General features: G+C 61.7%; 13 protein-coding genes. 6 read left to right on the top strand and 7 right to left on the bottom strand.

What is annotated here, in order from left to right; genetic code table 11:
- Positions 1–12 precede the first annotated feature (12 nt).
- From FIU66_RS05110 to FIU66_RS05100, 3 genes are all read right to left on the bottom strand, one after another.
- Positions 13–1,002 (bottom strand): ABC transporter permease, encoded by a 990-nt coding sequence (locus FIU66_RS05110; protein ID WP_167621696.1) that lies wholly within the window; start codon positions 1,000–1,002, stop codon positions 13–15.
- Positions 992–2,512: a sugar ABC transporter ATP-binding protein gene (locus tag FIU66_RS05105; RefSeq protein WP_167621695.1), complete on the bottom strand. Its 1,521-nt coding sequence runs from the start codon at positions 2,510–2,512 to the stop codon at positions 992–994. The genes FIU66_RS05110 and FIU66_RS05105 overlap by 11 nt, the downstream gene beginning before the upstream one ends.
- A gap of 62 nt (positions 2,513–2,574) precedes the next feature.
- On the bottom strand, positions 2,575–3,519 hold the full coding sequence (locus tag FIU66_RS05100) for a substrate-binding domain-containing protein (protein WP_167621694.1): 945 nt from the start codon (positions 3,517–3,519) through the stop codon (positions 2,575–2,577).
- A gap of 251 nt (positions 3,520–3,770) precedes the next feature.
- Here FIU66_RS05100 and FIU66_RS05095 point away from each other — a divergent pair, with 251 nt between their 5' ends.
- Complete coding sequence (locus FIU66_RS05095; protein ID WP_167621693.1) at positions 3,771–4,589, top strand: hypothetical protein; 819 nt, start codon at positions 3,771–3,773, stop codon at positions 4,587–4,589.
- 1,676 nt (positions 4,590–6,265) lie between these two features.
- Positions 6,266–7,075 (top strand): c-type cytochrome, encoded by an 810-nt coding sequence (locus tag FIU66_RS05090; RefSeq protein WP_167621692.1) that lies wholly within the window; start codon positions 6,266–6,268, stop codon positions 7,073–7,075.
- A gap of 391 nt (positions 7,076–7,466) precedes the next feature.
- On the opposite strand, the gene FIU66_RS05085 is transcribed toward FIU66_RS05090, so the two are convergent.
- Together FIU66_RS05085 and FIU66_RS05080 are read right to left on the bottom strand one after the other, a co-directional pair.
- Complete coding sequence (locus FIU66_RS05085) at positions 7,467–8,666, bottom strand: CaiB/BaiF CoA-transferase family protein (protein ID WP_167621691.1); 1,200 nt, start codon at positions 8,664–8,666, stop codon at positions 7,467–7,469.
- Positions 8,659–9,612, bottom strand: coding sequence for a hydroxymethylglutaryl-CoA lyase (locus tag FIU66_RS05080; RefSeq protein WP_167621690.1), 954 nt, complete (start codon positions 9,610–9,612; stop codon positions 8,659–8,661). Before FIU66_RS05080 ends, FIU66_RS05085 begins: the two co-directional genes overlap by 8 nt.
- Positions 9,613–9,689: 77 nt before the next feature.
- Between FIU66_RS05080 and FIU66_RS05075 the strand changes: the two genes are divergently transcribed.
- From FIU66_RS05075 to FIU66_RS05060, 4 genes are read left to right on the top strand one after another with little or no spacing between them, the layout of a single operon-like run.
- Positions 9,690–10,376 carry a GntR family transcriptional regulator gene (locus FIU66_RS05075; protein ID WP_167621689.1) on the top strand — a complete coding sequence of 229 codons (687 nt, stop codon included), beginning with the start codon at positions 9,690–9,692 and terminating at the stop codon, positions 10,374–10,376.
- A 27-nt stretch (positions 10,377–10,403) separates the two neighbouring features.
- The gene (locus FIU66_RS05070) at positions 10,404–11,369 is read left to right on the top strand and encodes a tripartite tricarboxylate transporter substrate binding protein (protein ID WP_167621688.1); all 966 of its coding nucleotides are present in this window, start codon (positions 10,404–10,406) and stop codon (positions 11,367–11,369) included.
- On the top strand, positions 11,366–11,797 hold the full coding sequence (locus FIU66_RS05065; RefSeq protein ID WP_167621687.1) for a tripartite tricarboxylate transporter TctB family protein: 432 nt from the start codon (positions 11,366–11,368) through the stop codon (positions 11,795–11,797). Before FIU66_RS05070 ends, FIU66_RS05065 begins: the two co-directional genes overlap by 4 nt.
- A gap of 1 nt (position 11,798) precedes the next feature.
- Positions 11,799–13,304, top strand: coding sequence for a tripartite tricarboxylate transporter permease (locus FIU66_RS05060; RefSeq protein WP_167621686.1), 1,506 nt, complete (start codon positions 11,799–11,801; stop codon positions 13,302–13,304).
- Positions 13,305–13,502: 198 nt separating this feature from the next.
- Here the strand turns inward: FIU66_RS05060 and FIU66_RS05055 are convergent, their stop codons facing one another.
- Both FIU66_RS05055 and FIU66_RS05050 read right to left on the bottom strand, forming a co-directional pair.
- Positions 13,503–14,996: a tripartite tricarboxylate transporter permease gene (locus FIU66_RS05055; protein ID WP_167621685.1), complete on the bottom strand. Its 1,494-nt coding sequence runs from the start codon at positions 14,994–14,996 to the stop codon at positions 13,503–13,505.
- Entirely contained in the window at positions 14,993–15,442 is a 450-nt protein-coding gene (locus tag FIU66_RS05050; RefSeq protein WP_167621684.1) for a tripartite tricarboxylate transporter TctB family protein, read from the bottom strand. The genes FIU66_RS05055 and FIU66_RS05050 overlap by 4 nt, the downstream gene beginning before the upstream one ends.
- Positions 15,443–15,445 lie beyond the last annotated feature (3 nt).

The raw sequence follows: 15,445 nt of genomic DNA, 5'->3' as shown, positions 1-15,445 counted from the left end.
GGAAATTTGAGTTCACGCAGCGCGGCGGATGTAGCGGCGGGACAAGGCGTCAAACGAGATCGCAAGCACCACGATGACGCCTGAGACGACGCCCTGCCAATAGGGCGAGACGCCAAAGAGGACGATGATGTTTTCGATGATGGCGATGATGCCAGCCCCAAAGATGGCGCCGAGCGGAGAGCCAACGCCACCAGTCGTGGCCACGCCGCCGATGACCGATGCCGCGATTGGTGCCAGCACCCAGGCTTGCCCGATCGACGGCTGCGCGGTCCCGAGGCGTGCGACCATCAGGAGGCCCGCGAGAGCTGACAGCATGCCTGCGAAAGTGAAGACCAGTAGCCGGATGCGATCCACGCGGATCCCCAGCATCCGCGCGGCGGCAGCGTTATTGCCGATCGCGTACATATACCGGCCCATCGGCGTACGGGTCGTCAGAAACAGCGCGATCGCCAGGATCAGCAGCATAATGACGAACGGCACCGGTACGCCGAGGACGTCACCGCGGCCCAGGAACTGGATCCCCTCCGGGATACCGGTGATGGCGACCCCCTTGGTCAGGACCAGTATGGCGCCGCCATAGATTCCGGCGGTGCCGATGGTCAGCACCAGCGAATGCAGCCCTAGGGCCGTGACGAGGAAGCCGTTTAGCAACCCCAATGCCATGCCAAGTACCAGCGCCAGGACCAACGCCACCCCCCAGGGCAGCCCGGCCTGCACCATCAGCATCCCCGACACGACGCCGCAAAGTCCGCCTATCGTGCCGAGCGACAAGTCGAGCTCTCCCAGGATCATCAGGGAAGCCTGCGCGATGGTGACGAGACCCACGAAGGCCAGACCGCGCGCGATGACGGACAAGTTGTAGGCCGTCAGGAAATAGGGCGAGATGAGCGCCGAGACCACAAAGATCGCCAGGAGTGCGACAAAGACCCCGGCAAGTGGGTTGCGGATCAGGATAGACAGGACCGAGGGCTGTCGCGCCCCTACGGTGGCGTCAGTGGACATGGGCAGTCTCCGGTTCAAGTGGCGCGCCGTCGCTGCCGGTCGCGAAGATCGCGCCAACCAGCGTCTCGGCGGCGGTGGTGGCGGCGTCGAAATCGCCGGTGATCCGGCCGCTGTGCATGGTAACGATGCGGCTGGCGCACCGGCGCAGCTCTGTCATCTCGGAGGAGATGAGGATGATGCCCACTCCGTCCTCAGCCAGCGACTTCATGATACGGTAGATCTCGGTCTTGGTGCGAATGTCGATACCCTTCGTCGGCTCGTCGAAGATCAGGATCCGCGGCGTCGTGGCCATAGCCCGGCCGATGATGGCCTTCTGCTGGTTGCCGCCAGAAAGCGTCGACATGCGCTGACCCGGACCCGAGGCTCGGATGCCGTAGTCGTCGATGACCCGCCGGACAAGAGAGCGTTCCTTGGCGAAGTCGATGCCCGCCGCCCCGGAGGTCAGTGACAGCACTGACACGCCGATATTGTCGCGAAGGGACAAAAGCGGGAAGATGCCGTGATGCTTGCGCTCCTCGGACAGGTAGAGCATCCCGCCGGCCACGGAACTGGCCGTATCGCCAAGCCGCCAGTCGCGCCCCCCGACGCGAACACGGCCGGCACTGGCCTTGCGGAAGCCAAAGATGGTCTGCATCAGCTCGGACCGTCCCGCACCGACCAGCCCGGCGAAACCCAGAATCTCGCCCTGACGCAGCGCAAAGCTGACATCGTCGAACATCGTTCCGCTGAGGCCCTCGACCTCCAGCAGGGTCTCGCCTGCGGTCACATTGGGGCGGAAGTGATCGTCGATGGCGACCTCGCGCCCAGACATAGCACGGATCAGGCCCGGCTCATCGATGTCGGAGACCACGCCCGAGGCAACCTTTTCGCCGTTGCGAAGGACGGTATAGTCGTCGCCGATCTCGAACACCTCCTCCATCTTGTGAGAGATGAAGACGATCGCGTGGTCGCGGTCCAGAAAGCCTCGAATGACGTTGAAAACGCGCTCGACCTCGCGTGCGGTCAGTGCTGATGTGGGCTCGTCGAGGATCAGCACCTTCATGTCGCGGTTGGTCGACGCCCGCGCAATCTGCAGCAATTGCTGGTCGGGAACCGAGATATGGCGGACAAGGTCAGAGGGACGAGCCTCTATCCCGAAGCGGTCCAGGTAGATTCGGGCCTCGGCCTCCATCCGCTTGCGGTTCACCAGCCCGCCATGACCTGTGCGGTCGAAGGGCATGAACAGGTTTTCAGCAACGCTGACGTCCGGGAACAGCGAAAGTTCTTGCGGCACATAGGCGATCTTGCGGAACATCTCGGGATGTTCGACCGGGTCCATGCCATCAATCAGGATCGACCCGCGCGATGCGCGGTCCGAACCTGTCAGGATCTTGACCAACGTCGATTTCCCCGCGCCGTTCTCGCCGGCCAGGATGTGCGTGCGGCCCAGCTCGATATCGAGATCGACCCCATCCAGCGCCGTGACGCCAGGAAAATCGCGGCCCAGGCCGCGTGCCTCCAGATAGGCCATGTTGTTCCTCCGGGGGAGTGCTCCTGCGGCCAGTTCGATGGCGGCCGCAGGAGGCGGATGCGTCAGCCGTCGAGGTTGTCCTTGGTCAGGAACGCGTTTCCGGTGTCCAGGTAATCCGGAACCGGCGCGCCCGTCGCCTGCGCCCAGAGCAGCATGACCGACCAGTACCCCTGCAGTTCAGGCTGCGACGCGGACGAACTGTCGGCCACGCCCGACCGGATCATTTCAAGCATCTCGGGCAGGTTGTCGAGGCCCACCAGGGTAACCTGGTCCTGCTTGCCAGCTTCGATGATGGCCTGGCCGATGCCGATGGGACCGGCCGCGTCGGATGCGACCCAGCCCGCGAGATTGGGATGGGCCTGCATGATCGCAGCTGCCTGCTGCTGCGCGGTTTCGATGCTGTCGTTATCTATGCCTTCGGCAACGACGGTGATGCCCTCATGCTCGGCAAAAACCTCGCGATGGCATTCGGCACGGATCGAATGGTTCGGGGCAGTGGGAACACCCATCATGATCGCCACCTCGCCCTCGCCGCCCAGAACCTCGACCAGCCGGCGAGATGCCATCTTGGCCTGCTCGCAGAAGTCGGACCCGATATAGGGGATGTCCATTCCCTCAGGCGGAACCGAGTCGAAGATCACCAAAGGGATGTCTTGCGATTGCGCTGCCTCGAGTGAAGCACGATTGCCCGATGGATCCAGCAGATCAATGGCGATCCCGTCGGGGCGCGTCGAGATAGCGCTTTCGACGATCTGCACCTGCTGCACGACGTCTGCCGTCTGTGGTGCGGAATAGACGATCTCGATGTTTGCGCCGGTCTGCGCCTCAAGCGCGGCCGCCGCCATTTCTGCCCCTTCGTTGACCTTGTCAAACCACGGATGGACCACCTTTGGCACAATCAGGAAGCGATAGCTGTCTTTCGTGCTGGTTCCGGGGCCATCCTGCGCGACGGCAGCAAAGGGCATCGCCAATGCTATCCCTGCCAAGCCCATGGCAAATTTGTTCATGAAGTCTCCTCCCAAAATCGCTCGCCGCGCGAATGCACCCTCCACCGGAATGACGAATCGTGCCGAGCGCCAATCACGCTAACAACTGTATCAGGACCGATACAAGAGTTTTATCCCTTGCTGACTGGGTGGGGAGATCGGTAGCAGAGCAGATCTGCACCGAGGCCTCCTGTCCGGTCTGGCGGCTCATGGAGAGATCGTGCGCGGTCAGGGCCGTGTCCGCCCGCAAAACCTAAAGCCTCCTGTTCAAGATGCGTCAGGTTACCGCGTCGCGATTGGTCAGGGTCGCCTACAATGAGGAGGTTTCAATGGTGCGAGTTTTGGGGTCAGTCTCGGCCACCCTTCCCACCACCATTGCCGCCTCCCCCGCCATTGCCACCGCCGCCATTACCATTGCCACCGCCGTGACCGTTTCCACCACCGTTTCCGCCACCTCCTCCGTTGCCATTGCCACCACCGTTTCCGTTTCCGCCGCCGTTACCGTTTCCACCACCGCTTCCGCCACCTCCTCCGTTTCCGTTTCCGCCGCCGTTACCGTTTCCACCACCGCTTCCGCCACCTCCTCCGTTGCCATTGCCGCCGCCGTTTCCGTTACCGCCGCCGCTTCCGCCACCTCCTCCGTCGCCATTGCCGCCGCCGTTTCCGTTGCCGCCGCCGTTGCCGCCGTTCCCGTGGCCACCGCCGTTGCCGTGGCCACCGCCGTTGCCGTGGCCACCGCTGTTGCCACCGCCGTTTCCGCCGTTCCCGTGGCCACCGCTGTTGCCGTGGCCGCCACCGTTTCCGCCACTGTTCCCATTGCCTTCGCCGCGGCCACCGCCACCGTTCCCGCCCGCGCTGCCGCCGTTGCCGCCGCTGCTCCCACTGCTGCTGCCATTGCCGCCTGCGCTGCCGCCGCTGCCCGAGCTGCCGCCTGCACTCCCGCTGCTGCCGCTATCGCCTCCATGGTTGCTGGCTCCACCCTCGCTAACGCCTCCCTTGCTGCTCCCGCTGTTGCCTTCGGTGCTATTCCTTATGCCGGCCAGATTGCGGCTGTTCGAGGTTCGCAGCCATTCGTTGTTATCTCCGCCTGAGGCCGCCCTTCTGCGGACACCAGAGGTCATTCGCGGCACCTCGCTGCCGCGCCCTGCCCCACTGGCCTGGACGGGTGCCGGCGCTTCTGTCCTCGTAGCGACAGGCTTGGGCTTGGGGGGCGCTCCTTGGCCGCCCAACCACAGCTCCAGGTAGCCCTCCTCCGGAGATGGGGTAAAGCTGACGAAGTCTCGCGCCTCGGTGTTCAGCGAAGCTGCCAGTTCCTCGGCTGCTGCCCGATCCTGCGGGTGGTAATACCGAACATGCGTCTCGCTGATCGTGAATGGCGTCGATGCCTCCTCGGGCGACCATCCTGTTTCCGAAAGCTGCGTCATGGTCTGATATCGACGTTCGGCCGCAAGCCGCTCGGGGACATAGACGGCCAAGCGCATGTTTGGCTTTTCCGCATTCGACAACAGTTGCTGAGGGCTGGCATCCGCCGCCGGCACCGGGGGACGGGCAAGCTGCAGCCGTGACACAGAGGGTGCCTGCTGGACCTCCCGGGAGCCTAAGCTGAGTGCCACTCTGGCCGTGTCGGGGCTCGTCCCCGAGCCGGGCTGTTCGGAAGCGACAGGTAGTGCGGCAATCGCTGGCATGCTGGGGGCAGCAGCCGCTGTTGCTAAAGCAGGCAGCTCCAGTCCACGAGCTGACGGGGCAGACAACACATCGAGTGATGCAAAGGCAGTCTCTTGTGCATCGGCAGTCGGTACAACGCCAAGGCCCAGAGGCGATGTCACCAGAGGTGGCCCCGCGACCGGTGTCGCATAGGAAGGCGCAGCATCCACAGAAGGACTAGCCGAGACAACAGGCGGGGCACTCTCGTTCTGAGGATCAATGCCGCCGGGGCGGGTTGCGCCAAGGCTGACAAGGGAGGCCCCTGCCAGGGCGCTAATCACCAGCCCGAACAGCATCGGAGGCACACGGCCACCAAAGGAGGTCTTGCCCTTTATCTGCGCCCAGGAAGCTAGAGCCTGACGCGGACTGTTGAAATAGGGTATAGTGCCTGCGGCTTTAGGCTGCTCGTCTTTCACAGTGCTTATGAGTGCCGGCACGCCTAGGAGCGGCATCATCACAGGCGGATTGGTGCGTCCGGAAAGCCCGACGCTTCCGCGTTCGGCCGCCTGCTGCTCTTCCGCACGCTGCCGCAGCACTTCCTCTCGCTGCGCGCGCGCAGCCGCTACCCGCTGTTTCCATTCTTCAGGATTATAGGGCAGCGTGCTGGCAGCCGGAGCGTCAGCAGCAGACTGGTGCTGCGGTTCTCGCGCACGCTGAACCATAACTGTACCACCTAAATGCGCGCCGTTCTGACGCGGTCGCATGCAACAGTACCACGCGCGCCTCCGATCTACAAAGCCGCGAAGAGCTGACGGTTGAGGGCCGGCGATTGTCCGCAGGGCAGTTTCAAAGCCAGTGGAGCCAGCCACTAAATGGGCCTGTAGCATATGCTGAAAAATAGAATGGGTTGCGCATCAGAAGGTTCTGAAAGGCGTTCTGATTATTGTAGGCGCTGGTCAAAGTGCATCTTTTTGTTAGGTTCAAGTTAAACAGCATTAAAGATGATCCAGACGACTGACCTCCCGAAATCTGCTAAACTACCGCTGTCGGCGCGTGTTGTACCGAAAGTGGAGGGTTGAGCGTGTTAAGAGTTTTGTTGCTCGGCGGAGTCGGGATCATCCCCATGCTCTGCGCAAATACTGTTGTTGCGGCCCCTTCAGTTGAGCGTGGGGAATACCTCGTCGAAGGTCCTGCAGGGTGCGGAAACTGCCATACGCCGCTTGGCGCCGAGGGGCCGGATTTCTTGAAATCGCTTGGTGGGCGCCTAGTCGATGAGAACCCTGCTTTCACGGCCTATGCACCCAACATCACCCCAGGATCGCGGGTGGCGGATTGGACGGACGAGGAGCTTGTCCGGGCGATCCGCGAAGGGCTGCGGCCTGATGGAACGCTGATCGGACCGCCGATGCCGTTCGCACTTTATCGCGGTCTGTCCGACGATGACGTGCAATCGATCGTGGCCTATCTCAGGACCGTCCCGGCCGTGGACAGCCAGCAGCCCGAGAGCGTTTACAACATCCCCCTTCCGCATGCCTATGGCCCCCCGGTGGAAAGCGTAGCCCACCCTCAGGGGGGCGTAACCGTGGAGTATGGCGCCTATCTTGCAGGTCCGGTTGCCCATTGCATGGAGTGCCACACACCGCATGGGCCACAAGGGCCGATGCTGGATACCCACGCGGGCGCTGGCGGCTTCGAATTCCGTGGGCCTTGGGGCGTCTCGGTCGCACCCAACCTAACGCCTCATTCAGAAGACGGCATTGCGAGATATAGCCACGAGGAACTGAAGGCGATGATCACGCAAGGCGTTCATCCAGACGGAAAACAGATGATGCCCCCGATGCCCTATGCTTACTTGGCCAAGATAACGCCTGAGGATCTTGATGCCATTATCCTCTACTTGCGAAGCTTGAAACCGCTTCCATTTTACGAATAGACGCATCCAGGCATTCGCATTGGGTCCTTCCGGCGCCGTTTGCTATGCGGTGGGCGTTGTCGCGGCAGATCTCCAGTTGGGTACCAAAAATCGGGGTTCGCACCCCAGGTACCCGGGTTCGCATTGTGGCCGGTTCAGCGGCTGTCGTGGCTCCAATTTCTGCCGCGACCACCTTACTATCCCTGAAGATTCTGGCCTCAGCAGCGGCGTCAGGCTTGATCGGCTCAACAGTAGTTCATCTCAACCAATCCGCGTCATCTCCTGGGTACATTGTCTTGCGGTGCATAGATTGTCTGATGCCATCGGCTACTGAACTTGGCATGCCGCACACTGCTCAAGCCTCTCAGATCTTGAGGAACTGCTATTTCCGAAAAGCTACGTTTCGTCTAAATCAATTGTTCGCATTTTGCCGGCGAAGCAAAGCGTCAATCTCACCCTCGGACAGGCCAACCTCCGTCAGAACCTCGCGGGTTCCGCCGCCCAGTCGTGGCACAGGCCGGCGGATGGTGCAGGGAGTGCTGCCCAGCTTGATCGGAAAACCTACCGTTCTGAGGGATGGTCCATCCTGAAAAGGCACCTCTAGGACCATCTGCTGCGCCATGACCTGAGGATCGGTGAAGACCTGATGCAGGTCTTGAACGACGCCACAGGGAACGCCGGCTGCATTCAAGACGTCGAGCCAGTGCTGCTGGCTCTGACCAGCCATGCGGGCATTGATCATCTCGCGCAGTTCCTCTCGGGCAGTCATGCGCTTGGGATTGCTGTCATAGCGCGGATCCGACATGATCCAGCCCAGATCTAGTGTGTCCAGGAAGCGGCGCAGGATTTGATCGTGCGAATTGGCCACTGCGATCTGTCCATCCGAGCATGTGAACAACCCATAAGGGTAGACGAGAGGATGGTCATTGCCGGTCCGTTCGGGGACCTTGTTCGTAGCGAAGTATTCGGACGACAGATAGGCCATCAGGCTGATCAGTCCATTGACCATCGCGACCTCGACCGTCTGGCCCTGGCCTGACTTCTCGCGTCCCAGCACGGCAGCAAGGATCCCCAACGCCGCGTAGATCCCAGCGACCAAATCGCTCACCGGGGCGGCGGCGCGCATCGGTGGGCCGTTTGGTTCCCCGTTGACGCCCATAAAGCCGCTCATCGCTTGAGCAATGAAGTCGAAAGCCGGCCGATCGACATAGGGACCGACGTTGCCATAGCCATTGATGCTGCCGACGATCAGCCGCGGGTTCAGTTCCTTCAGTGCTGCTTCACCCAGACCCAGCTTGTCCAGTGTCCCGGGGCGGAAATTCTCGACCAGCACATCAGCATCGGCCAGCAGGCGGCGCAACACTGCTTTGCCGTCGTCGGTATAGAGATCCAGTACGACAGAGCGCTTGTTGCGGTTGAAGCCTGCGAAATAGCCTGAATGTCCTTCTGTCATCGTACCCTGGGCACGCACAGGATCACCCTTCGGCGGCTCGATCTTGACAACGTCCGCCCCCAAATCGCCAAGGATCATGGTGCAGAAAGGCCCCGACAGAACTCGGGTCAGGTCGATGACGCGAAGCCCGGCCAAAGGACCATGCGATGTTTCAGCCATTGGCAGTCCTTACACTGTCCATGGGAGCGGTCGCTAGGCGCGGTCCCGCCTTCATCACCTGGCCCGGCAATTCGCGGCCTACGATCCGTTCCGCCAGTTTGGCGGCCTCGATCAGCCGGTCCAGACTAGTGCCGGTCGAGACGCCGCTTTCCTCCATAAGATAAACCAGATCCTCAGTCGCAATGTTGCCAGTCGCCCGAGGCACGAAGGGGCAGCCGCCGAGGCCGCCGATGCTAGACTCGTAATGTGTGACCCCTTGGCTGAGGCCGGCATAGGCGCAGGCCAAGCCGACGCCGCGGGTATTGTGAAAATGCAGTGCCAACGCGGCTTCGCCCAACACAGGACTCAACGCCTGCACGCGCTGGATCACCAGCGCTGGTGTCGCCATGCCGGTGGTGTCGCCAAGGGTGATATAGTCAATACCCAGATCAACATAGGCGCGGGCCTGATCGACAACCGCCTGAACATCGACCTCACCTTCGAAGGGACAGCCAAAGGCAGTTGCAATGGCGCCCTGCAGCTTGACGCCTGTGCCTTCAGCCAGTTTGGCAATTTCGGCAAAGCCCTGCAGGGACTGGGCGCGGCTGCGGTTCACGTTCTTGAGGTTGTGGCTCTCCGATGCAGAAGCAAATAGCACCATTGCATCAACACCAGCTTTGATCGCCGCCTCGGCGCCACGAATGTTTGGCACCAGCGCCGTTAGATGAGCATCCTTCCTATCGCGAAAGGCAGATAGAACCTCGGCTGCATCACGCATCTGCGGAACCGCGCGCGGTGACACGAAGGAGGTGATCTCGAAATGACGCAGACCAGCATCCAACAGCGACTGGATCAACGCGATTTTGTCCGATGTCGGGACAAAGACTGATTCGGACTGCAGCCCATCGCGGGGACCGACTTCCGTAACGACAGCGTAGTCGGGAAAGCCCGGAATCAAGGTGCTCATTATGCCCTCCCCCTCTGGCGACAAACGGCTTCTCTTCTGGATGCCAACTTGGTATACCAACGGCAAGGGAGGCGTCAATGACGGCCACTGCAACTGTCCCGGAGCATCAGGAAGGCAGGAATCTTCTGTCCCGGCTGCGGTTTTCGATCTTGTCGCTGGAGCTTGTTCCTGGCGAGCCAGTCAGCGAGCGTTCGTTGGAGACGCAGTTCAAGATGTCGCGGACCCCGATCCGAGAAGCATTATTCCATCTGGTTCGCGACGGCCTGGTGATCCGCGAAGGGCGCGGCTATGCGGTAGCCCCCTTCGACATGGAAGAGATCGACGAGGTCTTCGCCTTCCGCGATATTGTCGAACCGGCAGCGGTCAGGCTGGCGGCGCGGTTGGCCACGGCCGCTGAAACCGACGCGATCCGGCGCAGCATCACCCTGGGGTATCAGGAGTTCACGCCCGAGCGGTGGCTGGAACTAGGATTGGATTTCCATGTGCGCTGTGCCGCGCTGTCTCGCAATCGTTGCATGACTGCGGCGATGCAGGACGTGACCCTTCGCACCGTGCGGGCGCGCTGGCTGTCATTTGCCTCGAAAGAGGGGCAGTCCAGGACGCATCGCGAACACAACGAGATCCTGGACCTGATCTGCGCCCGCGACGAGGACGGTGCGGCTCGTGCGGTTCTTGCCCATTCAGCGGCGGTGCGCCAAGAAGTTCGGGAGGCGATCAACAAAGCACGGCGCTTTATGGGACGGCGGGGCGTCGTTGGGGGATAAGAACAACCATCATCTAGGGAGGAACGGATGATCTGGAGACTGAATGGCTTGCGTGCTGCAAGCGTGACCTTGGCAGTCATGGTGGGAGGGCCGGCGCTGGCGGCGGAATGCATCGCCCCTGCCGATCCCGGCGGTGGATGGGACTTCACCTGCCGTGAAGTTGGGCGCCTGCTGGCGGAGCAAGGGCTGGTCGAGGGTAATGTTCAGGTGACGAACATGCCGGGCGGTGTCGGTGCGGTGGCCTTTGCCAATGTCGCCGGCAAGCGCGCCGATGACGGTGACCTGCTGGTCGCGACTTCGACCGTAGGCGTTACGCAGATTGCGCAGGGCAAATATCCGGGCGGCATCGACCAGATGCGCTGGTTGGGGATGCTGGGCGCTGATGTGGGTGTGATCGCCGTCGCGAAGGACAGCGACATGCAGTCCTTGGACGATTTGTTGACCAAGCTCAAAGAAGACCCAACCTCGGTTGTCACTTCCGGCTCGTCCGGTGCCGGTGGTTGGGATCACATTCGGCTGTTGATGCTGGCCCAGGCAGCAGGCGTCGATGCCATCGAAAAGATCCGCTGGGTCCAGTTCGACGGTGGCAGTCCCGCGGTGACACAAATGATGGGCGGACAGGTGGGTGTCGTTTCCACAGATCTGGGTGAAATCAAGGGATTTGTCGAGTCCGGCGACATTCGCATTCTGGCAGTGTTGGCGGATGAACCAATTTCCGCATTCCCCGACCTGCCAACGGCGAAATCACAAGGCTATGACGTTACCGGCTATAACTGGCGCGGCTTTTACACCGGCGGCCAGGTCAGCGACGAAGACTATGCCGAATGGGTCGAAAAGCTGAAAGCGCTGTACGACTCTGCCGCGTGGCACGAAGCGGCCAAGGCCAGCGGCTTGGAGCCCGTCTGGCGCGGCGGTGAGGACTTTGCCGCCTATGTGGCCGAGCAAGAGCAACAAATGGCCGAGATTTCGCGTCAGATCGGGGTCATTCAGTGACCGACCGGCTGGCCGGTATCTGCTTCTTCCTGCTGGCAGCCGGATATGTCTGGCTATCTGCAGGATATACCGCAGGCTTCGGCGATCCGCTGGGGCCTGCGATTTTTCCGCGCGTGATCGGCATCCCGGCGATCCTTCTAGGGCTGTCCTTAATGATCTGGCCGCGCCACAACGCAATTTGGGCAGGGCCGGCGGGCCTGCTCCGGCAGGCTGCGGCGCTTGGCCTGCTTCTAGGCTATGCACTGCTGCTGGAGCCTGTAGGCTTCGTTCCATCTACGTTCGCCGCGGTCCTGGGGCTGGGCCTGCTTATGGGCGCGCCTCCGGTCCGTGGGTTGCTCACGGCCGGTATCGCCGCGCCAGGACTTTATCTTTTGTTCGACCGGCTGATGGGCTTGCCCCTGCCAATGATCGGGACATGGTTTGGCTGACATGGATATTCTCACCTCCCTTTGGGACGGTTTTGCCGTTGCTGCCCTTCCGATCAATCTCGCGCTGATCGTTGCGGGCTGTTTTGCAGGGACGCTGATCGGCGCCCTGCCGGGCCTCGGCCCGGTCAACGGCGTGGCCATCCTGATCCCGCTGACCTTCGCCTTCGGACTTAATCCCACATCTTCAATGATCCTGCTGTCGGCCGTTTACTACGGCTGCATGTATGGCGGTCGGATCTCTTCCATCCTGCTGAACATCCCCGGAGACGAGCCGGCCATTATGACAACCCTTGATGGGTATCCAATGGCCCGAAAGGGGCAGGCAGCGGATGCGCTTGCAATATCGGGCGTGGCCTCGTTCATCGGCGCAACATTTGCAACCGTGGGATTAACCCTGTTCGCGCCGCTGCTGGCTAAGGCTGCAATCTATTTTGGTCCTGCGGATTACTTCGCGCTCTACGTGATGGCCTTTGCCACGATAGGGGGGATTTCGGGCACCGATCCGCGGAAAACGCTATTGGCGGCCTTGCTCGGATTGATGCTGGGGACGGTCGGCCTCGATCCTTCGACAGGCGTGGCGCGCTATACCTTTGGCAGCTTCAATCTCTACGACGGCTTCGACCCCATCGTGGCACTGGTCGGGCTGTTCGCGATTTCCGAGATCCTGTTCTTCCTGGAACAGAAGGTGGCGGATGCCAAGCTGGTGCCGCCCGGCAGCGTATTTCCTCGCTTGTCACGTGTGAAAGAAGGGCTCGGCGCCTCTCTGCGCGGCTCGGTGATCGGCTTCATTGCAGGCATCCTGCCCGGGGCGGGCGCTTCGTTGGGTGCTGTCATGGCCTATAGTTTCGAGAAGCGCCTGAACGACAAGGGCACCTTTGGCACTGGCGATCCCCGCGGCGTCGCAGCGCCCGAGGCAGGCAACAATGCCGCCAGTGGCGGGGCGCTTATCCCGATGCTCACGCTCGGGGTGCCGGGGTCGGGCACGACCGCAGTCATGTTGGCAATGCTGATCTCTCTCAATATCCAGCCTGGGCCGCTGCTATTCGAGCGAAGCCCTGATCTGGTCTGGGGCTTGGTGGCCGCGCTCTATCTGGCCAATTTCGTTCTGCTGATCCTCAACCTGCCGCTGATCGGGATCTTCACCCGCGTGCTCGGTTTGCCTGCCTGGGGCCTGATGCCGTTGGTCGTCGCGATCAGTTATCTGGGCGTCTACGCCATCACCCACGCAGCCTTCGACCTGATGATCATGGTAGGCTTCGGAGTACTGGGCTTCATCCTGCGGAAGCTAGACTTCTCGCTGGTTCCTGTGGTTCTAGGCCTACTTCTGGGCATGGACATGGAAAACAATCTGCGTCGGGCCTTGTCGATCTCGGGGGGCGATTTCCTGGTGCTGTTCCAGAGCCCGATCGCGCTGGTGATCTATGGCATCACAGTTGCTTTTCTGGCGCTTTCGCTGTGGCTATCGCGGCGTAGTGGGTCAGCGGTTCATGTAGGTATCGAAGAGTAGACGAGGCCTGCAGAGAGCGCCTGGTTTAGGTTGGCCGCCTTCTAGGGCGCGCCAGCCTAGGACTATAACCATAGCTTCCCGGTCTCCGTGACAACCTAAGCAAATTTGCAATGCCTCACAGCTGCTGTGACCGACAGCAACAAGTCGACAAGCCTGTTCGCATGGAAATGGAAAAAGACTCATCACCGGCAGTGTCGCCTAAGACTGCAACGCCTTCGCGTCTCCGCGCTTCATCAAGGCATAGCCTAGCAGCGCTACCGTGGCGATGACAAAGCCGCAGGCAATCGGGCGCTCGAGGAAGGTCATGGCATCGCCGCGCGAGACGAGCAATGCGCGCCGGAGATTAGTTTCAATCAATGGGCCCAGCACAAATCCAAGCAGCAGATGCGCCGGGTTGAAGGCTGCCTGCGACAGCGCATACCCGATGCCGCCAATCGCCGCGACCAGAACGATGTCGAAGGTCGAGCCGCGCACGGAATAGACGCCCAGGCAGACGAAGATGATGATCGCGGGGTATAGCAAACGAAACGGAATACGCAGCATCGACACCCAAATCCCGATCAGCGGCAGGTTCAGGATCAGAAGGAACAGGTTGCCGATCCCGAAGCTGACGACCAGTCCCCAGAACATGTCTGGATGTGCATCGAGCATCATTGGACCGGGTTGAATGCCGTGGATGACCAGCGCCCCCAGCATCAGCGCCATGATCGGATCGCCAGGGATACCGAGGGTCAAGGTCGGAACGAAGGCTGTGATGGAGGCCGAGTTATTGGCCGCCTCAGGCCCTGCAATGCCTTCGATCGCCCCCTTGCCGAAACGCTCTGGCTGGCGGGCAACGCGCCGCTCCAGCGCATAGCTGAGAAAAGACGAGATCGTCGATCCGGTGCCTGGCAGCGCCCCGAAGAAGCCCCCCAAGAGGGTACCGCGTGTGATAGGAGCGACGACTACACGCAGGTCCTGACGCGTGGGCACGAGTTGGCGCAGGCTGACCCGCTCTGGCGTGCCGTTCAACTCGGCTTTGCGGATATTGCCGATGATCTCTGCTACGCCGAAAAGACCCATCGCCAGCGCGACAAGGTTGATCCCGTCGAGAAGCTGGACCTGTCCAAAGGTAAAGCGCTGCGTTCCTGAATTGACGTCCGTACCAACGCAACCCAGGATGACGCCGACGACCACCATGGCAAGGCTCTTCGCCGGCCGTCCCTCGCCAATGGTCGAGGCTGCCACAAGTCCCATTACCATCATGGCTGCATAATCGGCCGCGCCAAAGCTGGTGGCCAAACGGCCTAGCCATCCGGCCAGCAAAACCAAGATCACGATCCCCAGCATTGACCCCGCAAAGGACGACACCATCGCGGTAAACAGCGCGACCCCCGCCCTGCCCTGCTGCGCCATCGGATAGCCATCCAGCGTGGTGACCACCGACTGCGGCGTGCCTGGTAGGCGCAAGAGGATCGAGGCCACTGCCCCGCCGTATTGGGCGCCGTAATAGACAGCGGCCAACATCACCAGCGCCGCCTCTGCCGAGATGTAGTAGGTGATCGGAAGCAATAGGGTGATCGCAGCCATCGCGCCGATGCCCGGCAACACGCCTACCAGCGTGCCCAGTACGGCACCCAAGAGGCTGTAGATCAGGATGGACGGCTGCAGGGCGACGGCAAGCCCGTGTCCAAGACCTTCCAGCGCGGTCATCTTACCCCCTCAGGCCAGATCGGCAGCGACATGTTCAGCCCGCGCACAAAGACCAGCCATACCAGCCCCGTGACCGCAACGGTCAGCGCCAGCCGCCAGACAATGCCTTGGCGGGGCGCGACCGCACTGGAGATCAGGACCGTCAGCGCGCTTGTCAGCAGGATACCCAGCCTGTCCAGAAGCAGCCCAAATGCCAGAAGCGCGCCGATGACGCCGCTGGCTTGAACCCAGGCAAAGGGAGTTGGCTGCCCCGGACGCCGTGCGGATGGAATGACGATCAATGCCCCAAGAGCCGCCAGCAAAAGGCCGAGCGCGACGGGAAAGAAGCCCGGACCCATCCGGCGAATGCTGCCGAGGTCATAGTTGATCCAGGCATAGCCCGCGACCGCCAGCCCAGCCAGCACCAGGACGCCGCCCCAAGTCATGTCGTGGTAATCGCGGCGCATGGA

It is taken from the genome of Paracoccus sp. AK26 (assembly GCF_011801365.1).
GTDB classification, from domain to species: domain Bacteria; phylum Pseudomonadota; class Alphaproteobacteria; order Rhodobacterales; family Rhodobacteraceae; genus Paracoccus; species Paracoccus aerius.
This window is presented reverse-complemented; position numbering and strand designations above follow the sequence as displayed.

Coding starts and splice junctions, on each gene's coding strand:
- FIU66_RS05110 (WP_167621696.1), bottom strand. CDS start 1,002: ATGTCCACTGACGCCACCGTAGGGGCGCGACAGCCCTCGGTCCTGTCT.
- FIU66_RS05105 (WP_167621695.1), bottom strand. CDS start 2,512: ATGGCCTATCTGGAGGCACGCGGCCTGGGCCGCGATTTTCCTGGCGTC.
- FIU66_RS05100 (WP_167621694.1), bottom strand. CDS start 3,519: ATGAACAAATTTGCCATGGGCTTGGCAGGGATAGCATTGGCGATGCCC.
- FIU66_RS05095 (WP_167621693.1), top strand. CDS start 3,771: ATGCGTCAGGTTACCGCGTCGCGATTGGTCAGGGTCGCCTACAATGAG.
- FIU66_RS05090 (WP_167621692.1), top strand. CDS start 6,266: ATGCTCTGCGCAAATACTGTTGTTGCGGCCCCTTCAGTTGAGCGTGGG.
- FIU66_RS05085 (WP_167621691.1), bottom strand. CDS start 8,666: ATGGCTGAAACATCGCATGGTCCTTTGGCCGGGCTTCGCGTCATCGAC.
- FIU66_RS05080 (WP_167621690.1), bottom strand. CDS start 9,612: ATGAGCACCTTGATTCCGGGCTTTCCCGACTACGCTGTCGTTACGGAA.
- FIU66_RS05075 (WP_167621689.1), top strand. CDS start 9,690: ATGACGGCCACTGCAACTGTCCCGGAGCATCAGGAAGGCAGGAATCTT.
- FIU66_RS05070 (WP_167621688.1), top strand. CDS start 10,404: ATGATCTGGAGACTGAATGGCTTGCGTGCTGCAAGCGTGACCTTGGCA.
- FIU66_RS05060 (WP_167621686.1), top strand. CDS start 11,799: ATGGATATTCTCACCTCCCTTTGGGACGGTTTTGCCGTTGCTGCCCTT.
- FIU66_RS05055 (WP_167621685.1), bottom strand. CDS start 14,996: ATGACCGCGCTGGAAGGTCTTGGACACGGGCTTGCCGTCGCCCTGCAG.
- FIU66_RS05050 (WP_167621684.1), bottom strand. CDS start 15,442: ATGCGCCGCGATTACCACGACATGACTTGGGGCGGCGTCCTGGTGCTG.